The organism is Mycobacterium sp., assembly GCF_049802695.1.
Classification (GTDB): Bacteria; Actinomycetota; Actinomycetes; order Mycobacteriales; family Mycobacteriaceae; genus Mycobacterium.
Genome location: NZ_JBARMY010000218.1, coordinates 1 through 5,084, shown reverse-complemented (window position 1 = coordinate 5,084; position 5,084 = coordinate 1). Strand labels below are relative to the sequence as shown.

Annotated in this window: 5 protein-coding genes and 1 tRNA gene; 2 read left to right on the top strand and 4 right to left on the bottom strand. The window is 66.7% G+C overall.

Annotation, left to right across the window (positions count from 1 at the left end; genetic code table 11):
* Positions 1-75: 75 nt before the first annotated feature.
* Positions 76-149: transfer RNA gene (locus WA317_RS08920), tRNA-Leu, on the bottom strand.
* 114 nt (positions 150-263) lie between these two features.
* On the opposite strand from WA317_RS08920, the gene WA317_RS08915 reads away from it, so the two are divergent.
* Positions 264-887, top strand: a complete 624-nt coding sequence (locus tag WA317_RS08915; RefSeq protein WP_425172685.1) for an ANTAR domain-containing response regulator — start codon at positions 264-266, stop codon at positions 885-887.
* Positions 888-924: 37 nt separating this feature from the next.
* Here the strand turns inward: WA317_RS08915 and WA317_RS08910 are convergent, their stop codons facing one another.
* The 3 genes from WA317_RS08910 to WA317_RS08900 all read right to left on the bottom strand — a co-directional run bounded on the left by WA317_RS08910 (position 925) and on the right by WA317_RS08900 (position 3,986).
* Positions 925-1,962, bottom strand: a complete 1,038-nt coding sequence (locus WA317_RS08910; RefSeq protein ID WP_425172684.1) for an IS110 family transposase — start codon at positions 1,960-1,962, stop codon at positions 925-927.
* A gap of 292 nt (positions 1,963-2,254) precedes the next feature.
* Positions 2,255-3,454: a lipid-transfer protein gene (locus tag WA317_RS08905; protein ID WP_425172683.1), complete on the bottom strand. Its 1,200-nt coding sequence runs from the start codon at positions 3,452-3,454 to the stop codon at positions 2,255-2,257.
* A 49-nt stretch (positions 3,455-3,503) separates the two neighbouring features.
* Positions 3,504-3,986, bottom strand: coding sequence for a Zn-ribbon domain-containing OB-fold protein (locus tag WA317_RS08900; RefSeq protein WP_425172682.1), 483 nt, complete (start codon positions 3,984-3,986; stop codon positions 3,504-3,506).
* A 77-nt stretch (positions 3,987-4,063) separates the two neighbouring features.
* Between WA317_RS08900 and WA317_RS08895 the strand changes: the two genes are divergently transcribed.
* The coding region (locus WA317_RS08895; protein WP_425172681.1) for a 5'-3' exonuclease at positions 4,064-5,084 on the top strand (1,021 nt) is incomplete at its 3' end.

Genomic DNA, 5,084 nt, shown 5'->3' with positions numbered 1-5,084 from the left:
GCACGAGGGGGTGATACCGCGATCTAGCAAACACCGAAACGCTGTCTACCTGCGCTAGCGCTCCTACAGTTTGAGTGCCCTCGGTGGGATTCGAACCCACACTGGACGGGTTTTGAGTCCGTTTCCTCTGCCAGTTGGGATACGAGGGCGGTGCCCGGTTACAGCCTCCCGGTGCCGGCCTCCCACCATAAAGGATGCGGATCGCCGCACCGTCCATCAACCCCGCGGTCGCTGATCGGTGAAGCGCACGGGACAATGGCTTCATGACCGGCTCAACCACCGATGCCGAAGCCCCCGCCGGACGCCGCGTGCTGATCGTCGAAGACGAGGCGCTCATCCGGCTTGATCTGGCTGAAATGCTGCGCGAAGAGGGCTACGAGATCGTCGGCGAGGCCGGCGACGGGCAGGAGGCCGTCGAACTGGCCGAACAGCACAAGCCCGATCTGGTGATCATGGACGTCAAAATGCCGCGCCGCGACGGCATCGACGCCGCGTCGGAGATCGCCAGCAAGCGCATCGCCCCGATCGTCGTGCTGACCGCGTTCAGCCAGCGCGACCTCGTCGAACGTGCGCGGGACGCCGGGGCGATGGCGTATCTGGTCAAGCCGTTTTCCGTCAGCGACCTCATTCCGGCCATTGAACTGGCAGTCAGCCGGTTCGGCGAGGTCACGGCGCTGGAACGCGAAGTTGCGACGCTGTCCGACCGGCTGGAAACCCGCAAGCTCGTCGAACGAGCCAAAGGCCTGCTGCAGGCCAACCAGGGAATGACCGAGCCCGAGGCGTTCAAGTGGATCCAGCGCGCCGCGATGGACCGGCGCACCACCATGAAGCGGGTGGCCGAAGTGGTGCTGGAAACGCTCGACCCGCCGCAGGACACGAAGACCTGACCACGACCGTGCGTTGCTCCTATGTCAAGTGGCGGGTTTAGGCCGCTGTCTGCCAGGTCTGGTCGGCTTGCAGGCGGGTGAAGACGATGCGGGCCAGGCGGCGTTTGAGGCAGCGCAACGCTTCGGTGGAGGAGTTACCCGAGGCGATGCGTTTGCGGTAGTAGGTATGGCCGGGGCTGCCGGTGAGGCGGATCTGGGTGATGGCGATGCGGTGCAGGGCGGTGTTGAGTTGTCGGTTGCCCGAGCGGGTCATGCGGACTCGTCCGGCGGTATTGCCCGACCAGACGGGGATGGGCGCAACTCCGGCGTGACGGGCGAAGGCGGGTTCGCTTTTGAATCTGGCCACGCCGGCGGTTTCGGCGACGAGTTTGGCTGCCGTCAGATCACCGCAACCGTGCAGTGTCAGCAGGGTGGGAGCGGCCACCTCAATGCGTTCGCCGATGCGGACAGCCAAAGCGTCAATAGCTTGGGTGAGTCTTTCGATGTCGGCCAGCTCGTCGCGGGCGAGTTCGGCCAGCAGGCCGGGCTGGGTGGCCAGCCAGTCGCTCAGGACTCGACGCGGGTTGGCTCGATGCAGCGAGCTCAACGCCGGAGCGTGGGCTGGGTCGAGTTCGTGGATGCGCATGCGCAGCCGGTTGATCGTCGAGGTCCGTTGAGTGACAAGGTCTTCGCGGCGATCGACCAACAGCTTCAACTCGCGCGACACCGTGTCATGCGAGGCGACCGGCAGGTCAGGTTCACGCAACACCGCCCGGGCCACCGCCAGCGCATCGATGGGATCAGATTTGCCGCGAGTGCGTGCCGAGGCCCGCGCCTGGGCCATCAACTTCGGCGCCACCCGCACGACTTTCTGGCCGGCGCCGAGCAGGTCACGCTCAAGCCGAGCCGACAACGGCCGACAGTCCTCGATTCCCCACAGCAGCTCAGCGCCGAACTGCTCGCGCGCCCACAGCAGTGCCTTGTGATGACCGACCGTCGTGGCGGGCACGACTTTCTCGCCCAATATGCGCCCGACCTCGTCCACGGCGACGAACGTGTGGGTGCGCTTGTGCACATCGGCTCCAACAACAACCATGGTGGTTGCCTCCTTCGACTCGAAGAGGTGATGGTTGGGCCGGCCGGCGGACACATCTCAGTCGGGGCGATGCCACGCTCCTATCAAGTCACGCCGGTCGGTCCTTCACACCCGATGTCGGCACAACGCACGAACGCCAACCCCAAGGCGGCAGTGTTTGTGAGAGCCAAACACCGGGTGATCCAGACCCAACCACCACGAACGCGGCATAGCCACCATGACACTGAGTGTCTGTACAACGACACGCCGCCGCAGACGTACGACTGCGCACACTCGCGGCACCGGCCGGTTGCTAGCGCGCGACGATCACCGACGAGCCGTGCCCGAATAAGCCTTGGTTGGCTGTGACGCCCACCGTGGCGCCCTCGACCTGGTGGCCGGTGGCCTGGCCGCGCAATTGCCAGTTGAGCTCACACACCTGGGCGATCGCCTGCGCCGGGATCGCTTCGCCGAAGCAGGCCAGCCCGCCGGACGGGTTGACCGGGATCCTGCCGCCGACGGCGGTCTCGCCACTGCGCAGCAGCGCCTCGGCCTCGCCCCGGGCACACAGGCCCAGATGCTCGTACCAATCGAGCTCCAGCGCCGTCGACAGGTCGTAAACCTCGGCCAGGCTCAGATCCTTGGGCGCGATCCCGGCCTCCGCGTACGCGGCGTCGAGGATCTGGTCTTTGAACACCCGATCCGGCGCGGGCACCACGGCGGTGGAGTCCGTTGCAATGTCCGGCAATTCGGGCAGGTGTTGAGGGTAGCGGGGCGTCACCGTGCTGACGGCGCGCACCGACGGCACACCGTTTAGGGACCCCAGGTGCTGCCGGGCGAACGCGGCGCTGGCGACGATGAGTGCCGCTGCGCCGTCCGAGGTGGCGCAGATGTCCAGTAGCCGCAGCGGCTCGGCGACCACCGGACTGGCCAGCACGTCCTCGATCGAAACCTCCTTGCGGAACCGGGCATTGGGGTTCTGCAGGCCATGCCGGGCGTTCTTGACCTTGACCTGCGCGAAGTCTTCGAGGGTGGCACCGTAGAGGTCCATTCGGCGCCGCGCCAGCAGCGCGAAGTAGACCGGATTGGTGGCGCCGATCAGGTGGAACCGCTGCCAGTCGGGATCGTTTTTGCGTTCACCGCCGACCGGGGCGAAAAAGCCCTTCGGGGTGGTGTCAGCGCCGATCACCAGCGCCACATCGCAGAAACCGGCCAGGATCTGCGCGCGGGCGCTTTGCAGGGCCTGCGAGCCACTGGCGCAGGCGGCGTAGCTGGAGCTAACCGGGACACCGTTCCAGCCCAGCTTCTGTGCGAACGTGGCACCGGCGACGAAGCCGGGGTAGCCGTTGCGGATGGTATCGGCGCCGGCCACCATTTGGATCTGCCGCCAGTCCAACCCGGCCTCGTTCAGCGCGGCCCGCGCGGCGGTCACCCCGTACTCGGTGAAGTCGGTGCCCCACTTGCCCCACGGGTGCATGCCGGCGCCCAGGATGTAGACCGGGTCCGGGGTCATCGGCGCCGCTCCTCAGCATCGCTTCGCTCTGCATCGTCACCGGCGCGGCTCATCGGCGCCGCTCCTCAGCATCGCTTCGCTCTGCATCGTCACCGGCGCGCCTCCACCCGTAGACGATGCGCTCGACTCCGTCGTCGTCGACGTACAGCGGGATGGTCGTCAGCTCCATCGCCATGCCGACCTTCAGATCGGCCGCCAGCGTGCCGTCCTCCACCTTGCCGAGGACGATCAGGCCCTCGTCGGGCAGTTCCACCGCAGCGACGGCGAACGGGGTGAACGGGTCAGTTGCCGGATAGGGCGGGGGCGGCGCATAGCGGTTCTCGGTGTAGCTCCACAGGGTGCCGCGCCGTGACAGCGGCACCTGATCGAGTGCGTCGCCGTCGCAGGCCGGGTTAGGGCAGTTGTTCAGGCGGGGCGGAAAGACGTAAGTGCCGCATTCGGGACAATGGCTGCCGATCAAATGCGGGACGCCGGCGGGATCGCTGGCGAACCATCCGTCGACGGCCGGTTCCCGGTGACTGACTGCTGGCACCCGGTCAGCGTACCGATTGCAGTGGGAAAACTGAAACGTGTTTCAGTTCGGTGCCGCGGCCCGCCATGTCGGAGCCGATGCCTAGAGTTGAGCCCGTGAGCCCAGCGAGGACCGCCAGCCCCACGGCGCAAGCCGGCAAGCCCGCTGACCAGAAGCCGACTCTGATGCTGCTGGACGGCAATTCGCTGGCCTACCGGGCGTTTTACGCGCTGCCCGCGGAAAACTTCAAGACCCGGGGCGGCCTGACCACCAACGCGGTCTACGGATTCACCGCCATGCTGATCAACCTGCTGCGGGATGAATCGCCGACGCATGTGGCCGCGGCGTTCGATGTGTCACGCCAGACGTTTCGCTCCGAGCGCTACCCGGAGTACAAAGCGAACCGGTCGACGACTCCTGACGAGTTTCACGGTCAGATCGACGTTACCAAGGAAGTCCTTGTCGCGCTGGGCATTTCAGTACTTGCGAAGCCCGGCTTCGAAGCCGACGACTTGATTGCGACGCTGGCCACCCAGGCCGAGCACGAGGGATACCGCGTGTTGGTGGTCAGCGGTGACCGCGACTCGCTGCAACTGGTCAGCGACGACGTCACGGTGCTGTATCCCCGCAAAGGGGTCAGCGAGCTCACCCGCTTCACCCCCGAGGCCGTCGTCGAGAAGTACGGACTGACGCCCAGCCAGTACCCGGACTTTGCGGCGCTGCGCGGGGACCCAAGCGACAACCTGCCCGGCATTCCCGGGGTTGGCGAGAAGACGGCGACCAAGTGGATCGCCGAGTACGGCTCCCTGCAATCGCTGGTCGACAACGTCGATTCGGTGCGCGGCAAAGTGGGTGACGCGCTGCGCGCACACCTGGCCGGCGTGGTGCGCAACCGGGAACTGACCGACCTCGTGCGCGACGTTCCGCTGGCGCAGACGCCGGACACCCTGCGGATGCAACCGTGGGATCGCGACGAGATCCACCGGCTCTTCGACCATCTCGAGTTCCGGGTGCTGCGCGACCGGCTGTTCGAGACGCTGGCCGCGGTCGAACCGGAGGTCGACGAGGGCTTCGACGTGCGCGGGGGCGCGCTGGAGCCGGGCACCGTCGGGCAGTGGC

Excerpts from the sequence above, each read along its gene's own strand:
- WA317_RS08915 (WP_425172685.1), top strand. The coding sequence starts at position 264 with ATGACCGGCTCAACCACCGATGCCGAAGCCCCCGCCGGACGCCGCGTG.
- WA317_RS08910 (WP_425172684.1), bottom strand. The coding sequence starts at position 1,962 with ATGGTTGTTGTTGGAGCCGATGTGCACAAGCGCACCCACACGTTCGTC.
- WA317_RS08905 (WP_425172683.1), bottom strand. The coding sequence starts at position 3,454 with ATGACCCCGGACCCGGTCTACATCCTGGGCGCCGGCATGCACCCGTGG.